We start from the raw sequence: 18,176 nt of genomic DNA on the forward strand, positions 1-18,176 counted from the left end.
GATGAAGTCAAAATACCACCGTTTGTTTGCATCCGGGACAAAAGAAGGGAAGTTTTGGCCAGCGTTCACAGATATATTAGCAACATTACTACTGGTTATTTTACTTATACTCGTTACATTGCTTTTTACAAAACAAGTAGAGATTAGTGATAAAGAGGGGAAAATCGAGGCTCAGGAACAGCAGATTGAAGCATTAATTGGGTTTCGAGAAGGGGTTATTGATGACCTGTCTGCTGCTTTTCGAGAACAAGGTGTTGAGGTAGAAGTTGATCCGAATTCAGGAGCGATAAAGTTTGATAGTGATTTATTGTTTGATTATGATAAGGCTGTTTTACGCCCCGAATTTAAGCAACAATTACAAAATATTATCCCCATCTATGCCTCTGTTTTATTTCATGAAGAAAATCGCGAAATGGTTGACTCAATTATTATTGAAGGACATACAGATTCAGATGGGTCTTATATGTATAACTTAGAGTTGTCACAACAACGTGCGTTTAGTATTGTTAGCTACATTTTAAGTGATGAATTTGGCGATTTCCCAAATAAGGAAGCATTGCGTCAGAAAATTGCAGCAATTGGACGTTCTGAAAGCGAGCCGATCATAGAAAATGGGAGCGAAAATAAGTCAAAGTCACGTCGTGTAGAGCTAAAGTTTCGCATAGCAATGTCTGAAGAGATGGAAAATGTATTCAAAGATATATCGAAAGAAGAACAGTAATCACTTTAAACCTGTCCTTTTGGATAGGTTTTTTTATGGTAAAATATTACTGTAACAATTGGGGGGGAGATGGGATGAATGGAAAGGTATTTTTAATAGGAATTCTCATTGTTATTGCCTGTTGGATAGGGAATATTGTGTATTATGTGAACCAACAATTAGACAAACCGATATTTTTTGAACATTACTATGACATTGTTCAAAGTGATCACACCGATGTTACGCTATATTATGTAACGAATAAACATAACCCCACTATGATTAACTCTATAGAGGTTAATGGTATCAACTTTACACCTACATCTTACTTTCCACATAACGAATCGCATAACCAACCTGAACAGCAATTTCAACATCATACAATCATGAAAGTGATGATTCATATTCCGAAAGCTATATTTGATAATCAAAAGAATGAAGAGGGGATTTGGGCTTTTAGTGAAGCCAAGGTTTTTCCGGAAATAGGTGACCCGTTCACAGTAAATGTTGGAAACATTGTAGTAATAGAAGAGATATCACTACATGATGACCTTTATGAAACGAAAACCTTTCTAGGTGAGCGGTGGGAATCACAATTTATCGCAAAAGAATCTATGAAAATTACAAACATTGTTAGTGCGAAAAATGGGCTTGAAAAGGACTTGTATATAGCCTTAGGGAGTAACGATATAGATTTTGAAGGGACACATAATGAACCTAACTGGTTCAGCCATGAATTGAAAGAAAAATGGGAACATATAGATAGAACACCATTTCATGATAATTTATTACCGTTGGAACTTAGTGAAGAAGATAGATTTACGATGTATGCACAATTAAATCCAAACAAGAAAGTTTTCGTGCGGAAATACTTCCGAATTAGTGGGATAAGTGCATCTGGTAGACCATTCCATTCCTATATTCATTTTGATCCAGTTCGTCCTGAATTTACAGATCAAGAGTTAAAAAGATTGATAAGGGAGGAGTCATAGTGAGGAATGGATTTTTAAAGCTTTTTATTGGGTTTCTCTTCTTATTTCTTGAATTTCGAATTGGTCCTATTGACGTACTCGCAGACCCTGCCGGTATAGGATTCATTTATGTGGGGCTGGATCAGCTTTCAAAAGTGGTGGAAGTAAATGCTACTCTGCGACAATTAACCGCACTTCTAATTGTATTGGCGCTTCCGTCAATGTTTTATCCTAAGTTTGACATTCATGACGAGTGGTCATGGTGGGGGATATATAACAATGGAGTTGGATTCATGTATATCATCTTAACCTACCATTTATTTCAGTACATGTTAAAAGTAGCGTCACATTTCAATCATCACTCCCTTTTTCAACAAACTTCAAGATTGTTTCCACTGTATATAATTGTTGTACTTATCACTGAGATGTACTTACCCTTCACCATGAACTTTCATAATAGCCTGTTAAACGGACTTATCCTGATTCTTATTCTAGTCGTTTTTTTGCTATATATTATGTTCTTACTACTACTATTAAAATATCGTCGTGTGGAAAAGGTGGAATGATTTTGAATGTATCGGAATTCAACCCTTTAAACTGAAATGATATGCAATCTAAAGTTTTTTCCACTCCATACAATTGCAATATAGGATCAAGAATTAACTTTATTAAATGAGGAGGTTTTTTATATTTAAGATACAAATGACATAATGAAGTTGAGACAGATTGTGAAAAAGAGTCGAATATTTTGTACGATTAAGGACGGATTATAAAGGGCGTTAATTGTAATATAAGAGGAAAAAATAAACGAGGGATTTGTCCCTCGTTTTTAATGTTTAGCTAGTTTTTTTCGTATTTTTCATATAAAGAGGGCAATCGATCCTCGAAAATTGGAATCGTTTTTCGGACGTGTTCTACATCTTGAACATCAATCGTTCCATTTAAAATCGTTTCTGATGTATCGCCTTCGACAACGATTTCCCCCCACGGACTAATAATCATGGAGTGTCCACCAAATTCATTATTTGGGTCATGGCCTACCCGATTACATGCTATGACATAACTTTGGTTTTCAATTGCACGGCTAATTAGTAAGGAACGCCAATGTTCTACACGTGGTTTCGGCCATTCTGCCGTAACAAATAGAACATGGGCACCCTTTGCTGCGTGTAATCGTACCCACTCTGGAAAGCGAATATCATAACAAATAAAATTAGCACAGGACACCTCATCAATGTGAAAAAATCCAGTTGACTCTCCAGGTACTAAATATTTTTCCTCATCCATTAAACGGAATAGATGTACTTTACTATATTCCCCAACATTATTTCCTTGCCGGTCAAATACAAATGTTGTGTTCGTTGTACCTTCATCTGTCCTTTTCGCAATAGAACCACCAACAATATTAACATTGTATTGTTTTGCTAATGATGAAAGTAATGCCATTCCTTCTTTACCATCAACATCTCCAATATCTTGGAGTCTTGTTAAATCATAGCCGGTGTCCCACAGTTCGGGAAGAACGATCACATCTGGTTTATCTCGCATAGCTTGTTTTACGAAATCTTGAACTTTTTTTCGGTTTTCTTCTGGTTTTCCAAAGACAATATCCATTTGAAGAAGTGAAACAGAAAGTTTCATAAGACCACTCCACATACTATAAAAAGTAATGTATAAAAAGATAACGTTATTATGTCATTGGAAATGGAATTCTGTCAACTTTGAAAATTTAAAAAAGTCCTTTACAACTAAGTCCTGAGTCGCTAACATAAATAGTTAGAATTTATTTGAGCAAATGGGAAGTGATGGAATGAAACAAATTCAATTTTCCGATGCCTTACAACGGCTACCGAAGCAATTTTTTGCAAGTTTAACGAGGAAGGTACAAAACCTCCAAGCCGAAGGTCATGATGTGATTAACCTTGGACAAGGGAATCCAGATCAACCTACTCCTGACCACATTGTACAATCATTACAAGAGGCAGCAGCTAATCCTGCATACCACGGGTATTCGCCATTTCGTGGTCATCAATTTCTAAAGGATGCAGCAGCAACTTTTTATAAACGAGAATATGATGTTGATGTGAATCCCGATATAGAAGTCGCGGTTTTGTTTGGAGGAAAAGCAGGATTAGTTGAAATTAGCCAATGTCTATTAAATAAAGGAGATGTTGCATTAGTACCTGATCCAGGTTATCCAGATTATTGGTCTGGTATTGCGATGGCCAATGCAAAAATGGAAACAATGCCTCTTCTAGAAAAGAATGATTATTTACCGAATTATCAAGATATTTCGCAGGGAATTTTCGAAAAAGCAAAGCTTATGTTTCTTAATTACCCTAACAATCCAACTGCAGGAATAGCGACAGAAGAATTGTTTGAAGAGACCGTGAATCTAGCAAATAAATATGATATTTGCGTTGTCCATGATTTCGCATACGCTACGATCGGTTTTGATGGAAAAAAACCAATTAGCTTCCTACAAACACCCGGAGCGAAAGAGGTTGGGATAGAGATATACACTCTCTCAAAATCATATAATATGGCAGGTTGGCGGGTCGGCTTTGCTGTCGGACATCCGGATGTAATTCGAGCGATAGAGTTGATTCAGGATCATTTTTACGTAAGCTTGTTTGGAGGAATTCAAAAAGCAGCAGCGGATGCTTTACTAGGTCCACAACAATGTACAGAAGATATGACAAAACTTTACGAGTCACGGAGAAATGTATTGATTAATGGATTAAAAGAAATTGGGTGGGAAGTGGAAGCACCAAAGGGCTCCTTCTTCTCCTGGTTAAAAGTGCCGGATGGTTATACATCTGAAGAATTTGCTGATCTACTCTTGCATAAAGCACATGTCGTTGTTGCACCAGGAATTGGCTTCGGTAGGAACGGTGAAGGCTACGTTCGAGTAGGATTACTAGCGGATGAAAGTAGATTAAAAGAGGCTGTTGAACGAATCCGTAATCTGAAAATTTTCAAAAGGTAAAATCATCGTTTTTTTTGTAAAATTTAATTGACAATACTTTTGGACTACGATAGGATATTCATTATCATTTAACTAAATAATAACTTATCCAGAGTGACTGAGGGAACAGGCCCTAAGACGTCCGGCAACCTTCCGTGTGGAGTGGTGCTACTTCCTGCAGAATGTGTTTCATTCTGAAAGATAAGGATTCAATATGAACCCTCTTTCGAATGAAAGAGGGATTTTTACAGATTAAAGCTTTATAGCTTTATAGCTTTATAGCATTAGACAATTAATGAGGTGACTCAACCATGATAAGGATAGAAAACCTTGTAAAAGAGTACGTAACGAAGAAGAAGTCGAAAGTTATTGGCGTGGACAATGTTACGTTATCAATTGAGCAAGGTGAAATTTTTGGTATTGTTGGCTATAGCGGTGCCGGTAAGAGTACCCTTCTCCGCTGTATAAACTTACTTGAAAGGCCTACAACCGGCAAAGTTTTTGTCGATGATTTAGAGCTGACAGCATTGTCAGGCAAGGAGTTACGGAAAGCCCGCCAAAAAATTGGTATGATCTTTCAACACTTCCACTTAGTCTCGGCAAAGACTGTGGCAGAAAATGTTGCCTTCTCGTTAAAGGCTGCTGGTAAGTCAGAAAAAGAGACTGTAGAAAAGGTTGATAAGCTTTTAAATATGGTAGGATTACTGGATAAAAAGGATCAGTATCCTGCTCAACTAAGTGGGGGGCAAAAACAGCGTGTTGGTATAGCGAGGGCATTAGCCAATGACCCGAAAGTGCTGCTTTGTGATGAAGCTACTTCTGCGCTAGACCCTAGTACAACAATGTCGATACTAAAACTGTTGAAAAAAATTAATCGAGAACTCGATATTACCATTGTTATTATTACTCATGAGATGGAAGTCGTGAAAGAAATCTGTCACCGGGCAGCAGTGATGCAAGACGGATTAGTTATAGAGGAAGGACCTGTTTATGATATCTTCTCGAGCCCAACGAAAGATTTAACGAAAAAGTTTATCGAAGGTGTTATTCAATTTGATTTACCTGAGAGAATTATTCAAGAACGAACGGGTACATTGGTGAAATTGCAATTTAAAGGGAAAGTTGCTGAAGAGGCGGTAGTATCTGAGGCTTTACAACAGTTTCAAGTGAAGGGCAATATTTTACACGGAAAAATTGAATATATAGGCGATATACCGTTAGGGATTTTTGTAATGGAATTGCTCGGCGAGCGTTCCGAAATCGAGAAAGCTATTCAATTCTTAGATGAACGAACGAAACATGTGGAGGTGATTTCACATGGATAGAATTATTGAATTGTGGCCAGATTTAATAAAAGCCTTTTTACAAACGCTACATATGGTTGGTATATCCCTTGGGGTTGCCATTTTGATCGGAATGCCCCTTGGCATTTTGCTATATGTGACAGATAAAGGGTTGTTTTTAGAGAATCCGGTTATAAAAGGGATTGCAGGTGTTGTTGTGAACCTTGTTCGATCAATTCCGTTTATCATTTTACTCGTTTTCTTATTACCATTTACGGAATGGATTGTAGGGACTACCATTGGGCCATCGGCAGCCTCTGTTTCTCTTTCGGTCGCGGCGATCCCATTCTTTGCGAGAATTGTAGAGTCATCAGCAAGGGAGATTGACAAAGGTGTTATTGAGGCAGCAATCTCAACAGGGGCCTCACCATGGATGATCATTAAAGATGTCATTCTACCAGAAGCCCGTTCGGGCATTGTCAGTGGCCTAACCATTACAACGATTAGTCTAATTGGTTATTCCGCGATGGCAGGTATTGTTGGTGGCGGAGGTATAGGTGACCTTGCGATTCGATTTGGTTATTATCGCTATGACAATACCGTCATGTTTACGACTGTCGTCATTTTAATTGCTCTTGTACAAGTCATACAGTTTACAGGTGACCGTATCGCAAGGGCGTTAGACAAACGGTAAAATTGCTATATTAGCATTTTTATATAAAAAAAGAAAAAAGTGGGGGTACAACAAGATGAAAAAAGGTTTATTTACATTATTAGCAGTATTATTACTTACGGCTCTAACAGCGTGTGGTAGTGATAATGCGTCAGGTGATTCTGAAGACAAGAAGGAAATTGTATTTGGTGCAACAGTAGGACCATATAGTGATATGGTAACGAAGGCGATTAAGCCAATTTTGGAAGAAAAAGGATACACAGTTGATGTCGTTGAGTTTAGTGATTATGTACAACCGAATAAATCGTTAGCTAATGGTTCATTAGATGCAAACTTGTTCCAACATAAAATATATTTGGATGCATTTTCTGCCGAACATAATTTAGATTTATCTGAAGTTATTATCGTTCCGACAGCTCCAATGGGTATCTATTCAAATAAGTTTGACTCCATTGAAGACATTGAAGAGGGAAGCGAAATTGCGATTGCAAGTGACCCGACAAATCTTGCTCGTACACTGTTAATTTTAGAAGCTGCGGGTTTAATCAAAATTAGTGAAGATGTAGATCCATTAAAAGCTTCTGAAAAAGATGTGGTAGAAAACTATAAAAATTTAAAATTATCTCCAATTGAAGCGGCACAGCTTCCACGTGCCGTAGAAACGGTTGATTTATCCGCTGTTCCTGGAAACTTTGCTCTAGCTGCTGATATGAACTTACTTGATGCACTTGCTTTAGAAGAGATGCCAGATGACTATCGTAACCGTGTTGCAGTACGTACCGAAGATTTAGATGCACAATTTGTAAAAGATATCGAAGACGCCATTAAATCTGTAGACTTTGAAGCAACAATTGATGAACAGTTTAAAGGATTTGGAAAACCAGCTTGGATGTTAAATCGATAAACGATGAAAAGCCTATTCTAACTAGAATAGGCTTTTTATATTGTTGCAACAACATATATTTTATGAAAAGATAAAGAAAGAGTGTTTGAAGAGAGGTTATATGTATATGAATAGTTGGAACTTTATACAAACTGTGACAGGTGGTTTAGGTTTTATATTGCTATCAATTGCTTTAGTTGGAATACTGGTACTGTTCATTACTAATGGATTGAAGAAACGTTTTAATAGCTCTATTGTTAGATTTCCAATAATGATAATTATTACTATCGCTATCTATGATCTACTACTAGGAGTATTCTTTTTTCCGAATGACGAATATGTTAATTTTGGAGTTGGCAAGGGAGTTTTTATCGGTATTTTCATTATTGGCTTAAGTGTCACCCTGTCTTTTGCCATTATAACAATTCTTTGGAAAATCGTATTTTCAAAGAAATTTTCATAAATAATAGTTGCGCTGAGTAAAATTATTTTTTTCCTTCATGATTTCCTCGATTCAAGCATGAACAGAGCCGCTTCTCATTGGAGGGGCTATTTTCATGACAAGACCCCTTCTGTAAAATGATTACTTAAGTAAAAACTCCGTGTATATTCGTGACATTTCCCTCCAATCTGAATAGCATATTATATATTGTAAGGAGGGAGAAAATGATACACATAGTTAAAGCAGGAGAAACGTTATGGTCAATTGCAGAGGATTATCGATTACCGCTCCAATCTCTAATTACTGCTAACCCAAATATCAATCCAGATGTTTTGTTCATTGGCCAACAATTGAACATACCTGGTTTCCCACCGATTGAATCTATTCCTTATTCCATTTATGTAAGTTTAGCCGCTAGAACGTTAACGTTAAAACACAACAATCAAGTACAAAAAGTCTATCCGGTAGCTGTAGGAAGTATGTTACACCAAACTCCTACTGGGAACTTTATTATCATTAACAAAGCGCCTAACCCGGGAGGTCCCTACGGAACGATGTGGATGAGTTTATCGAAAAAACATTACGGCATTCATGGGACAAATGACCCTTCTTCCATCGGTAAGTACGTGTCACGAGGATGTATCCGTATGTTTAATCCGGATGTTGAAGAGCTTGCTATTATTATACCTATTGGGACTCCAGTGAACATATCTTCATAATCCTATTACTACAAAGGATCATAAATCAAAGTGATTTTTTGATAATGTTGATTGTTGGGGGAGATGAAGTATGCTATGTTTTAAATTATAGAGTATTTAGATTTTTCATTCACTAGTTTCATATAGTGAGTACTTTCGATAAGAGTAGCGGTGAATCGTAAAGGGGGGATAGGATGAAAACCAATGTCGAAGATTTATTTCAGTATATTTGCGAATTATTCATCGCAAGCGGACTTGAGGAGAAAGACGCAAAAGTTGTGACGGATATCTATAAGCGGGCAACGTTGAGAGGGGTAGGTCATCATGATATTTATGACCTTCCGAAAAGATTAGAGGCAATCGCAAACGAAAAAGTCAATGTCAAACCGAATATTTCACGACAAAGCAGTTTTCAGGCAATCGAATCATATGATGGGGACAACGGTTTGGGAGAATTATGTTCGTATTACATAACAGCTAGAGCTAAGCAATTGGCAGACAAATTTGGAATTGGATTTTGTAATGTCTCAAATAGCAATCATTTTTTATCTGCTAGTCCTTTTATCGAGGATATGTCTGAACAAGGATATGTGACACTTTTGTTATCCTCGGCTCAACCGGTAATGAGCATGCCCGGATCTTCTAAGACGGTAATTGGAAATAATCCACTAGGTTTCGGTGCGCCTGGAAAGGAATATAACATAAATTTCGATTCCTCAATGGCTTATCATTCGGTAGGGAACTTGAAAGCTTATGTTGAAGAAGGGAAAAAGATTCCCAGTTATACAGCTGTTGACGAACATGGAAATTTCACGACGGATCCCACTGAAGCACTAAAAGGGGCTGCTTTACCTGTTGGTTATCATAAAGGATTCGGGTGGGCGATAATTGTTGAGTTATTAACGACAATATTAAGTGGAGGGGTAATGGTGAATGAAAAACAGCATATCAATGAATTATTCGGCCATCATTTTCATTCCCAAGCAGCTATTGTGTTAAAAATTGAAGGGATTGTTGAAATGGAGGTTTTTAAAGAAAGAGTGGAGTCGTTGGACGACTTTATGAAAGACCAAAATGAATCCGTTCGCTTGCCTGGCGAAAGGTCTAAGCAAAAGAAGGTTCACTATTATGAAGAAGGTATTGTCATAACTGAACAATTGAGAAATGAGTTAAATGAATGGGGAAAAAGGTTTGGAGTAGATCGTAAACTATAGCTTTTTTAACATAAAAAGGGCATGGTCATAAGTTGACCTTGCCCCTTTTTATCGTTATATTACTTCATTTCTATTTTCCGAAAAAGTCTCTTTTATATAATCTGTAATGTTAATTCGTTTGAATGGAAACTCAGATTCAAACCGGTCATTATTTACCCGACTAACGTGTGGAAAATCTTCTCCATGTTCATCACAACTGATAGTCCGATTCATTACTTTTGATGCAAGTTCCGCTAACTTTTTCACAGTAAAGGTATCTCCACCTGTGTTATACATATCATATTTAGGATTTTCACTAGTTGTGAGTAAATAAAATACTTTCGCGACATCATCTACGTGAATGAAGCAGGCTTCGTGGTGACTAGGGGTAGGAATTGTAATTGGGGAATGATCTTGAGGTGCAGTTGTTAACGTGCCGATTGGATTGAATTTTCCTCCAACTCGTCCACCGCCATATAAACTCGAAATTCTTACGCCAATAAATCTTGTGTCACTATGCGCATCATAATGTCTTGCACATGCTTCATTATACTGTTTCATCCAGCCGTAAAGGGTGGCTGGTTTACCGTGTGTATCTTCGGTAACTTCCTCACTGCCAAAATCTTTTTGGTCTCCATATACTGCAATTGAACTCGAATGAATGACACGTGGAATGTTATGATGGACTGCAGCTTCAAAAATTCCATTCACTCCAGTAATGTTCAATCGCATCACTTTATGTGGGTCTGCCGCTGCCCCCCCTGCTAAAATGTAAGCCATATTAATGATCACATCTGGTTTTACTTTTCCGACTAAGCTGAAGGTATCTTCGGGAAACCGTATATCTACAATTTCATCAGTAGTCACAGCTTTTGTTATATCAGCTCCGACGACGGAAACCCCGTCTTTTTTTAATAATTTTACGATTTTACTACCTATGTAACCGCTAGAACCAAACAACAATACTTTCATGTAAGTTCCCCTTTCCTTTATTATATATAGATTGTTATAAATCTAATATACATGTCCCACAGAAAGAAAACAATTTGAATACATAATTGTTTGTATAAGTAAATGTTATGTTTTTCTTCCGTTTGTCTCTACGTTCTCATTCTATGTCAATAGTAAACTATAACGTTTCTTTATGTTATCTATAATATATTTAAATTGTTTTATACTGACTAAACATTTATATTAGGATGTAGTATGAATAATATGAATTTTCCGTTAATGGGTCGATCCCCATTACTGCAAAGACTAGTATTCTACCCAATAAAATATTTCAAGGACGGTGGGACAACGAATGTCAAAGAAATATCAGATGTATATTAACGGTCAATGGGTAGACAGTAGTTCAGGAGAGATATTTGATTCTGTAAATCCATATAACCAAAAAATTTGGGCAACCATTCCACAAGCAACAAAAGGTGATGTAAATCAAGCCATCACCGCTGCTAATCATTCCTTTCACAAACAATGGAAAAACACTTCAGGAAAAGAAAGATCTTCTCTACTTCATAACCTTGCAGACATAATTGAAAGAAATGCTGACTATATGGCTGAAATTGAGTCAACTGACAATGGAAAAGTAATTCGGGAAACAAAACATCAAATGATGTTTGCCGCTAGAAATTATCGCTATTTTGCTGGATATGCAGATAAGTTACAAGGGACAGTTGTCCCGATGGATAATCCTGATTTGTTTGATTATACAATTGTTGAACCTCTTGGTGTCGCTGCATTGATCACCGCTTGGAATTCACCAATCACCTTACTCGCCAATAAGTTAGCACCAGCGTTAGCAACTGGTAACACGGTCGTGGTTAAACCGTCAGAACATGCTAGTGTGTCTACTCTAGAATTTGGAAAGTTAATTGAAAAAGCTGGGTTTCCCGCAGGTGTTGTGAACATTATTACAGGAGATGGGAATGTTGGGGAAGCACTTACGAGCAGCCCTAACATTCAAAAAATCTCATTTACAGGTGGGCTTAATACCGCTCGTATGATTTCCCGATCAGCTAGTGAAAACTTGACGCCAGTAACGACGGAATTAGGAGGGAAATCTCCTAACATCATTTTTGAAGACGCTAATTTAGATGATGCAGTATTAGGGGCAGTAGCAGGTATTTTTGCAGCAAGTGGACAGACTTGTGTTGCTGGTTCTAGATTGTTAGTGCAAGATTCAATCTACGATAAAGTCGTAGACAAGATTGTAAATAAGGCCAGTAAGATCAAACTCGGTAACCCTTTAATCCCAGAAACCGAAATGGGACCTGTTGCTAACCGGGCGCAATTTACAAAAATTACCCAAATGATCAATGATGCAATTTCAGAAGGTGCTAAGTTGCTGCTTGGCAAAGATCCAATTGAAGATGAAAGTTTACAAGAAGGATATTTCATCCGTCCAACTATATTTGGCGATGTGAACAATAGTATGACCATTGCTCAAGAGGAGGTGTTTGGACCGGTACTATCCATTATTCGCTTTAAGGAAGAAAAGGACGCGATTAAAATTGCGAACGATTCCAAATATGGCCTAGCATCTGGTGTATGGACAAATAGTGTAAAACGGGCACATCGAATGGCGAAAAACATCGAGGCCGGTTCTGTTTGGTTAAACACATATCGGACGCTAGGAGTCGGAGCGCCTTTCGGAGGTATGAAGTTAAGTGGTAATGGAAGAGAACGAAGTTGGCATACGTTACTAGATTATACGAAAGTAAAAAATGTCATGCTAGATATGTCTGATAATGTCCGGGATCCGTTTAGCCTGAAAACGTAACCTACATAAAGGAGGCTATCAATTTATGAAAATAGGATTAATTGGTTTAGGAAATATAGGAAGCGGAGTAGCTCGATGTCTCCTTAACCATAACTACGAAGTGGTAGTATATGACATTAATGAGGAAAGAGTAAAAGAACTTGAATCTCATGGTGCAGAAGGAAAAGGGAATGTTAATGAGTTATTTAGTGATTCACAGTTCGTTATATCAAGTTTACCAAATGATGAAATTGTAACAGATGTGTTTTTAAATCAAGTCGATTTACGAACGATTCAAGAGTCAGTCACATTGATTGAGTTAAGCACAATATCGCCTGAAGTCATTCAAGAAATGGCCCGTCACTATAAAGACCAACCGCTAAGCATAATTGATTGTCCGATTAGCGGTGGACCGGTGGAAGCAGCAAGTGGAAACTTAAACTTAATGGTTGCTGGGATTGAATCTCACATAAATGCTGCGAAAGAAATTTTAAATGCTATAAGTAGTCACTTTACTATTGTAGGGGAAGAAATCGGTTCTGCAAAAGCTGTGAAATTGATTAATAATATGATGACGATGGGGAATGTACTTATCGCATCTGAGGCATTTGCAATGGGGGCCCATTATGGAATTGACCAACAAATGTTATATGACACCCTCAGCAAAATGGGGGGAACTTCACATCATTTCGTGAAAAGGTTCCCGAAAGTCATACATGATGATTATTCAGCTTGGTTTCCAATTCAATTGGGGATAAAAGACTTACAATTAGCGTTGAATTGGGCAAAGAGGAATGGGATTGATTTAAACGTCTGTCATTTTGTCTATGACAGTTATGAAAATGCAGCTAATGAAGGGTTAGCAAATGAAGATATTGTGGCATTGACAAAATATTTCAAATCCAAATTCAATAATTTATAAGCTTTTTCAAGGGTGAAATCATTCACTCCACCTTTGAAAGTGTTTTTAAAAAAATTTTAAGGGGGATTTTTAAATGAAAAATTTATTGTTTTTCGTTGGTACATTAATGCTAATTTTTGTTGTTGGATGTAATAGTGAATCATCAAGTGGAACTGAAGACGGCCCGGTAACCATTACAACCGGTTCTGAAGGGGGAAGCTGGTATCCAATCGGTGGTGCTCTTGCAGATATGATGAATGAGGACCTTGAACGTACAAATATTTCTGCGGTTCCTGGTGGAGGAACAGCAAATCCTGCAGCAGTAAGTATAGGGGAAGCAGATATCGGCTTTAGTTATGGTCCTACTTTATTCTCCGCACTACAAGGGACAGATCCATACGAAGAAGAATATGGTAACTTGAAAGCTATCGCGAGATTATACAACTTGGCTTGGCAAGTAATTGTTGATGCAGATTCTGATATCACTTCTTTACAGGATATCGTAGATAATCAAATTGGTGTGAAGTGGGTACCGAACAAAAGAGGTACTGGAGACGAATGGATTGCTCAAAAGGTTATCCAAGAGTATGGATTCACATATGAAGATGTTCAAGATTGGGGTGGAGAAGTAAACTTCGTCACGATGTCAGAAGCAGTGTCATTATGGAGAGATCGCCATATTAACATGTATTCTACCCATACGCTGATTCCAGCACCAACGGTTACAGAGTCAACCTTAGCAAGAGATGCTGTATTCTTATCGATTGATGACGATATTATTCAAACGTTAAGAGAAAAATATGAATTAGTTGAAACGACGTTACCAGCTGGTACGTATGAAGGGCAAGATGAAGATATTAAAACGGTAACAATGCCAGTAGTTCTATTTGCACGCGAGGATGTTTCAGATGAAGTTGTGTACTCTCTTACAAAAATTCTTAATGAGAAACATGAAAAATTAATCGATGTTCATACATTATTTAACGAATTTGATCCTAAAACGGCATGGAAAGATACAGGAATTGAGTTACACCCAGGAGCAGAACAATATTACAAAGAAGTTGGGTATATGGACTAGTACAGAATAGGGCCTGAGATATTCCTCAGGCCCAACATATAGGTGGTGTATTTATATGACTAGAAATCCAAAAGTTCTAGGGATCCTAATAAGTATTGTTGCGATTGGAATGTCTTCTTTCCATTTATATACTGCATATTTTGGTTCATTGGAAGGGATGTTACAGAGAAGTGTTCATTTATTATTTGCATTAGTCCTAATATTCCTGATATATCCGATACGTAAGAAAGGCTTTAGTAAACTTGATCATTCTAGATGGATATTCATTGTCGTATCCGTCATGTCTATCCTATATATATTTATCAATTATGATAGAATCACGACAAGGTGGTGGGGGGTTTCCGAAGTTTACACCCTCGATATTTTGTTCGGATTTGCCTTGATATTACTTATTCTGGAGGCGACGCGAAGAAGTTTAGGCTTACCTTTAGTATTTGTTGCTGTTGCCTTTTTACTTTACGGCTTCTACGGCAGTTCCATGCCTGGAGTTTTCTCACATAGAGGCTATGCGATGGATCGGGTTGTGGAAAATTTATATCTTACTACATCTGGTATTTTTGGAGTAGCACTATCCGCCTCAGCAACGTTTGTGTTTTTATTTGTTCTCTTTGGAGCATTTTTAGAGAATACAAAAGCAGGACAATTTTATATTGATTTAGCCATTGGGAGTACTGGAGGTATGAGAGGTGGACCTGCAAAATCTGCTGTAGTAGCGAGTGGGTTGATGGGGTCTATTTCTGGTACTGCGATTGGTAATGTAGTTACAACAGGCTCATTAACAATCCCTCTCATGAAAAAAACAGGATATAAACCTCACGAGGCTGCTGCAATTGAATCCTCTGCATCAGTAGGAGGACAAGTTACCCCACCTATTATGGGGGCCGCTGCATTTATTGTAGCGGAGTTTACTGGTGTTCCTTATTGGGAGATCTTGCTTATTAGTATTATTCCAGCTTTTTTGTATTACGCTTACGTCATGTTTACCGTCCATTTTAGCGCGGGTTACAAAGGGTTAAGTGGTCTTTCCAAAGAAGAATTACCAAAAGTGAAAGAAACAATAAAAGAAGGATGGCACTTAACCATTCCTTTAATTTTACTCGTATATCTTTTAATTGATGGCTATACACCGATTTTCGCGGGGTTTATTGGTATTATGTCAATATTAGTCATAACAAACTTGAGAAAAAATACCCGTATGTCCCTTCAAGCTTTCGCCAACTCCTTAATAGGTGGTGCTAAGCAATCACTACCAATTGTAGCGGCTACAGCATGTGCTGGAATTGTTGTCGGAATTATTTCATTGACGGGATTAGGGATGAAATTTTCTTCTATTGTAGTATCTATGTCAGGTGGAAATCTTTTCATGGCGTTAATTTTTGTAGCAATTGCAGCCTTAATTCTAGGTATGGGCCTACCAGTTATTGCTGCATATGTAGTGTTAGCCGTAATGGCAGCACCAGCACTTGCTGAACTCGGGGTACCTATATTAGTTGCTCACTTAGTCGTGTTATGGTTTACCCAACTGTCAAACATTACTCCTCCTGTATGCTTAACGGCATATGCTGGTGCAGCTATTGCTAAAGCAAATCCTATTCAAACAGGTTTTCATTCTTTACGCTTTGCTTTGGCGATGATTATTCTGCCATTTATGTTTGTATATAGTCCGTTACTTATAACAGGTTCCAAAGTTGCTGTTACTGTTACGATTGTTGCAACTTTAGCCGGTTTTATAGCATTGTCTGCTGCGATTGAAGGATTTTTAAAGACGAAGATCAATATGCTTGCAAGAACTCTTTTGTTCATTTCTGCATTATTCTTATTCTACCAGGACTATCTCTTAAATGTTGTCGGGTTATTAATAGTTATAACGATTTTGATTTTACAAATAAAAGGGGCTAAACAACTAGTATTCATAGATAAGGAGCAAGCAAATATTAGTCAATAAAAAAAGGGCTCTTACCACAAGAGCCCTTTTTAATAAGATTATTGAATTATTGTTCATGTACTGGATAATAAAAATCTTCTCCTTGAAAATGGCGTAATGACATTTTTAAAAACTCTTTTGATGCTTGGGATAATACTCGGTCCTTACGGTAAATGAAAAATAGCCGTCTGTTCGTATTCATATTTTTAATTGGAAGTCCTTTTAATAAACCAAGTTCAACTTCCCTTTCAACGGATAATTTCGGCAGAATTGTAACCCCCAAATTGTTCTCAACGGAGCGTTTAATTGCCTCAACATTACTTAAAATAATAGAATGTTTAAACTCAATATTTTCAGCACGCAAATGTTCCTCAATCATTCGAAGTAATGCAGATGATTTATCGGATTTAATAAACGTTTCTTCTTTTAAATCTGTGAGTTCAATTTCTTCTAACTTTGCACAAGGATGACTAACAGAACAAATTAATAAAAGTTCATCATTAAAAAAAGGGTGACATAACAAGTTTGGGTATTTATTAACGAGGTCTGTTTCCCCAATAATACCGAGTTCATGATTATTCATAATCACGTTTTCAATCACTATTTGGGAAAAGGCAATTTTGATTTGGATATCGATTTTGGGGAAACGGGCCTTATAAATTCCTAACAATTCAGGTAATAAATAAGATCCAAAATAAGATCCGGAAGATATGGCTAATGTGCCTCGGTTTAAATCATTAAAGTCATTAATGACAGTAATTGCTTCATCATATAGGTGAATAATCTGTTCAGCATATCGTAAAAAATTTTTTCCTTCTTCATTTAATATCATCATCTTTTTTGATCGATCAAACAATTTTGTACCTAACTCGTCTTCTAAGCTTTTTATTTTCATGCTGATAGAAGGTTGAGATGTAAAGGTATTTTCTGCAGCCTTAGTTAGATTTTTCGTTTTAGCTACTTCCATGAACGCCCTTAGTTTACTAATCATGAATATCTCTCCATTAATAACACTTAGTGAATGACAGAGGAAATTGTTAAGTATATTTGATGTTATTATAGCATGTACACGTGTAAACAAACAAAAAATTTAGAAAATTATTAATAATCGAACCCCCACTAGTGAGAAACGGTAGACATACTCACAATGTATCGTCGTTATCAATTTTTGGTGTTTACGACGCAACCAGTCATTATTAGGTGTAACAATAGCCATACGTTATCTAAATGGCCGAGCAGTAGTAAAAGAAAAACCCATACCAATCTATAACGAATGTTTGTATAACTTAATCAGTATCCAAAAGCTTTGTCTTGACGGCTATCTAATTCTTGCTTAACCTTAGGATGCCTGTTTGATACAACATCTTCATTGAGTAATCTATTGTACATATCGTGATGAAACCATGGTTTTAATCCTTCGAAAATAGTCATTTTATGTTTCTGTAGAAACCGTTCTGTAAACTCAAAATTGAAGTCGTTAGTTTTCGATACCGGCTTTTCAATAAACGGTATTAAGCTTACACTAGTCTCATCTTTATCCAAAAGTCCAGTTAACACTACAATACAATTGCATGATGTAAATTGAATGGTGATTCGTAGCTGCACAACTATATGTTCATAAAACCCACGTGCCTCACAATTTATATAGCATATGTATACTTCTTCACGATCATATACTAACGATATCACCGCATTATCCCT

The 18,176-nt window shown here is 37.1% G+C and carries 18 protein-coding genes and 1 riboswitch; of the genes, 14 read left to right on the top strand and 4 right to left on the bottom strand.

Annotated elements, in window-relative coordinates:
• Position 1 precedes the first annotated feature (1 nt).
• The 3 genes from NLW78_RS03085 to NLW78_RS03095 all read left to right on the top strand — a co-directional run bounded on the left by NLW78_RS03085 (position 2) and on the right by NLW78_RS03095 (position 2,237).
• Positions 2 to 721 carry an OmpA family protein gene (locus NLW78_RS03085; protein ID WP_254495507.1) on the top strand — a complete coding sequence of 240 codons (720 nt, stop codon included), beginning with the start codon at positions 2 to 4 and terminating at the stop codon, positions 719 to 721.
• Between the two features lie 74 nt (positions 722 to 795).
• Positions 796 to 1,692: a hypothetical protein gene (locus tag NLW78_RS03090; protein ID WP_254495508.1), complete on the top strand. Its 897-nt coding sequence runs from the start codon at positions 796 to 798 to the stop codon at positions 1,690 to 1,692.
• Positions 1,692 to 2,237 (top strand): hypothetical protein, encoded by a 546-nt coding sequence (locus NLW78_RS03095; RefSeq protein ID WP_254495510.1) that lies wholly within the window; start codon positions 1,692 to 1,694, stop codon positions 2,235 to 2,237. Before NLW78_RS03090 ends, NLW78_RS03095 begins: the two co-directional genes overlap by 1 nt.
• 274 nt (positions 2,238 to 2,511) lie before the next feature.
• Here NLW78_RS03095 and NLW78_RS03100 read toward each other — a convergent pair whose 3' ends face one another.
• Positions 2,512 to 3,312 (bottom strand): carbon-nitrogen family hydrolase, encoded by an 801-nt coding sequence (locus NLW78_RS03100; RefSeq protein ID WP_254495512.1) that lies wholly within the window; start codon positions 3,310 to 3,312, stop codon positions 2,512 to 2,514.
• A gap of 169 nt (positions 3,313 to 3,481) precedes the next feature.
• On the opposite strand from NLW78_RS03100, the gene NLW78_RS03105 reads away from it, so the two are divergent.
• The 7 genes from NLW78_RS03105 (at position 3,482) to NLW78_RS03135 (ending at position 9,832) form a co-directional block, all read left to right on the top strand.
• Positions 3,482 to 4,660 (top strand): pyridoxal phosphate-dependent aminotransferase, encoded by a 1,179-nt coding sequence (locus NLW78_RS03105; RefSeq protein WP_254495514.1) that lies wholly within the window; start codon positions 3,482 to 3,484, stop codon positions 4,658 to 4,660.
• 81 nt (positions 4,661 to 4,741) lie between these two features.
• A riboswitch (SAM riboswitch) is annotated at positions 4,742 to 4,847 on the top strand.
• Positions 4,848 to 4,950: 103 nt separating this feature from the next.
• The gene (locus tag NLW78_RS03110) at positions 4,951 to 5,964 is read left to right on the top strand and encodes a methionine ABC transporter ATP-binding protein (protein ID WP_254495516.1); all 1,014 of its coding nucleotides are present in this window, start codon (positions 4,951 to 4,953) and stop codon (positions 5,962 to 5,964) included.
• A complete protein-coding gene (locus tag NLW78_RS03115; RefSeq protein ID WP_254495518.1) occupies positions 5,957 to 6,616 on the top strand; it encodes a methionine ABC transporter permease in 660 nt (219 codons plus the stop codon). The genes NLW78_RS03110 and NLW78_RS03115 overlap by 8 nt, the downstream gene beginning before the upstream one ends.
• 55 nt (positions 6,617 to 6,671) lie before the next feature.
• Positions 6,672 to 7,499, top strand: coding sequence for a MetQ/NlpA family ABC transporter substrate-binding protein (locus tag NLW78_RS03120; protein ID WP_254495520.1), 828 nt, complete (start codon positions 6,672 to 6,674; stop codon positions 7,497 to 7,499).
• Between the two features lie 106 nt (positions 7,500 to 7,605).
• The gene (locus tag NLW78_RS03125) at positions 7,606 to 7,941 is read left to right on the top strand and encodes a hypothetical protein (protein ID WP_254495522.1); all 336 of its coding nucleotides are present in this window, start codon (positions 7,606 to 7,608) and stop codon (positions 7,939 to 7,941) included.
• 203 nt (positions 7,942 to 8,144) lie between these two features.
• On the top strand, positions 8,145 to 8,639 hold the full coding sequence (locus NLW78_RS03130; RefSeq protein ID WP_254495524.1) for a L,D-transpeptidase family protein: 495 nt from the start codon (positions 8,145 to 8,147) through the stop codon (positions 8,637 to 8,639).
• Positions 8,640 to 8,812: 173 nt separating this feature from the next.
• Complete coding sequence (locus NLW78_RS03135) at positions 8,813 to 9,832, top strand: Ldh family oxidoreductase (RefSeq protein ID WP_254495526.1); 1,020 nt, start codon at positions 8,813 to 8,815, stop codon at positions 9,830 to 9,832.
• 54 nt (positions 9,833 to 9,886) lie between these two features.
• Here the strand turns inward: NLW78_RS03135 and NLW78_RS03140 are convergent, their stop codons facing one another.
• A complete protein-coding gene (locus NLW78_RS03140) occupies positions 9,887 to 10,783 on the bottom strand; it encodes an NAD-dependent epimerase/dehydratase family protein (protein ID WP_254495528.1) in 897 nt (298 codons plus the stop codon).
• A 331-nt stretch (positions 10,784 to 11,114) separates the two neighbouring features.
• Between NLW78_RS03140 and NLW78_RS03145 the strand changes: the two genes are divergently transcribed.
• The 4 genes from NLW78_RS03145 to NLW78_RS03160 all read left to right on the top strand — a co-directional run bounded on the left by NLW78_RS03145 (position 11,115) and on the right by NLW78_RS03160 (position 16,496).
• The gene (locus tag NLW78_RS03145) at positions 11,115 to 12,593 is read left to right on the top strand and encodes an aldehyde dehydrogenase (RefSeq protein ID WP_254495530.1); all 1,479 of its coding nucleotides are present in this window, start codon (positions 11,115 to 11,117) and stop codon (positions 12,591 to 12,593) included.
• A gap of 25 nt (positions 12,594 to 12,618) precedes the next feature.
• Positions 12,619 to 13,494: an NAD(P)-dependent oxidoreductase gene (locus tag NLW78_RS03150; RefSeq protein WP_254495532.1), complete on the top strand. Its 876-nt coding sequence runs from the start codon at positions 12,619 to 12,621 to the stop codon at positions 13,492 to 13,494.
• Positions 13,495 to 13,567: 73 nt separating this feature from the next.
• Positions 13,568 to 14,551: a TAXI family TRAP transporter solute-binding subunit gene (locus NLW78_RS03155; RefSeq protein ID WP_254495534.1), complete on the top strand. Its 984-nt coding sequence runs from the start codon at positions 13,568 to 13,570 to the stop codon at positions 14,549 to 14,551.
• Positions 14,552 to 14,606: 55 nt separating this feature from the next.
• On the top strand, positions 14,607 to 16,496 hold the full coding sequence (locus NLW78_RS03160; RefSeq protein WP_254495537.1) for a TRAP transporter permease: 1,890 nt from the start codon (positions 14,607 to 14,609) through the stop codon (positions 16,494 to 16,496).
• Positions 16,497 to 16,542: 46 nt separating this feature from the next.
• Here the strand turns inward: NLW78_RS03160 and NLW78_RS03165 are convergent, their stop codons facing one another.
• A complete protein-coding gene (locus tag NLW78_RS03165) occupies positions 16,543 to 17,466 on the bottom strand; it encodes a LysR substrate-binding domain-containing protein (protein ID WP_254495538.1) in 924 nt (307 codons plus the stop codon).
• Between the two features lie 299 nt (positions 17,467 to 17,765).
• Positions 17,766 to 18,164 (bottom strand): hypothetical protein, encoded by a 399-nt coding sequence (locus tag NLW78_RS03170; protein WP_254495539.1) that lies wholly within the window; start codon positions 18,162 to 18,164, stop codon positions 17,766 to 17,768.
• Positions 18,165 to 18,176 lie beyond the last annotated feature (12 nt).

It is taken from the genome of Salirhabdus salicampi, assembly GCF_024259515.1.
Classification (GTDB): domain Bacteria; phylum Bacillota; class Bacilli; order Bacillales; family Alkalibacillaceae; genus Salirhabdus_A; species Salirhabdus_A salicampi.